This is a genomic window from Ochrovirga pacifica, assembly GCF_000220525.1.
Classification (GTDB): Bacteria; Bacteroidota; Bacteroidia; order Flavobacteriales; family Flavobacteriaceae; genus Ochrovirga; species Ochrovirga pacifica.
In genome coordinates this window covers 1-1,361 of the sequence record NZ_AFPK01000023.1, presented here as the reverse complement: position 1 = coordinate 1,361, position 1,361 = coordinate 1, and the positions used below count along the sequence as shown (strand labels likewise).

Below are 1,361 nucleotides of genomic sequence, written 5' to 3'. Positions count from 1 at the left end.
ATGCATTATTAAAAACAAAATATGGCATTTAATTCAAGAGTTTTTAGAATTTTTATAGCATCACCTTCAGACGTTTCAGAAGAACGAGAAGTAATTGCAAGAGTGATAAGAGAATGGAATGACCTGCACTCATTTGAAAGAAAGGTAGTTCTTCTACCTCTAAGGTGGGAAACTCATTCTGCACCACAATTAGGTAAAAGACCACAAGAGTTAATAAACACAGAGATAGTTGACCAAGCAGATATGGCAGTCGGTGTTTTTTGGACAAGAATTGGTACACCAACCGGTGGTTTTGACAGTGGTACAATTGAAGAGATTGAACGACTAGGGAAAGCCAATAAGTTGGTAATGTTATATTTTTCTAAGGCAAAGGTCGAACTTGATGAAGTTGACTTGGACCAATACAAAAAACTTAAAGATTTTAAAAAGCTAACTTATCCCAACGGACTTGTAGAAAACTACTCGAATATTGTAGATTTCAGAGATATGTTTGCTAAACAACTTGAAATAAAAATTAGAACTTTAATAGCTCAAGATTCAAAAGACGATGGAAATGAACTTGACCAAATAAATATTCCAAAGTTAAATTTTGAATTCATAGACCCAGTAAGTAAGGAAAACACTGGTAGTAGTTTAAAAGCGAAACCTAGAATCCTAAAATTTAAACAGTCAGATATAAAAAATCTTCCTGATTATGAAATAGATGAAAAGAAAGGGAAACTATTCATTCGACATAATACCAATTTTTATAGAGACTATATAGAATACATAAAAGAAGATTGGGCTTTAATTCCCCTAAATTTCAATTTAAGCAATCCTTCCTCTATATCAATTAGAGACATTTTTATTGATATAAGATGTAAAAAAACAGAAGATTTTATAATTACTCGAGAAAAAGCTAAAAAACCAAAGGCAGAGGACAGTAGCTTCTCAATTAGTTTGTCAGATTCCTTTGATGGGCTCATTGGAAAAAGTACAGCACAAGTAGCTGAATCAGATGATGAATATATTTTACAAATTAGCTATGAAGCCCTTCAACCTCAAAGAAATGTAAATATTACTCATCCTTTGTTCATTGGCGGTAGCAAAAAACAAACTATTGAATTGAATGTAAAAGTCTATGCAGATTGTTTTCCTAATCCAATCGACAAGCTATTATCAGTTGAACTAACACCTTTAAACATAAAAAGAACGCCATTACAAATACTTGAAGAATTAGATATTTTAGTTGAAAATAACAATGCATAACAATGGCTATAAGTAATTGCTTGTTCTCGCCTACTTCTGAAAATCCTCGCGGATTTTCAGTTTGGTGTGTACTTGCAAAGTTAAGTGCCAGCCCACGCAACTACGCATAGCCG

General features: G+C 32.8%; 1 protein-coding gene. It reads left to right on the top strand.

Annotated elements, in window-relative coordinates; all coding sequences use genetic code 11:
- The first annotated feature begins 21 nt into the window (after positions 1-21).
- Positions 22-1,248 (top strand): hypothetical protein, encoded by a 1,227-nt coding sequence (locus tag FS85_RS16710; RefSeq protein ID WP_010134599.1) that lies wholly within the window; start codon positions 22-24, stop codon positions 1,246-1,248.
- The last annotated feature ends 113 nt before the right edge of the window (positions 1,249-1,361 follow it).

What these genes read in the sequence shown, in the direction of transcription:
- FS85_RS16710 (WP_010134599.1), top strand. Translation starts at nt 22, where the DNA reads ATGGCATTTAATTCAAGAGTTTTTAGAATTTTTATAGCATCACCTTCA.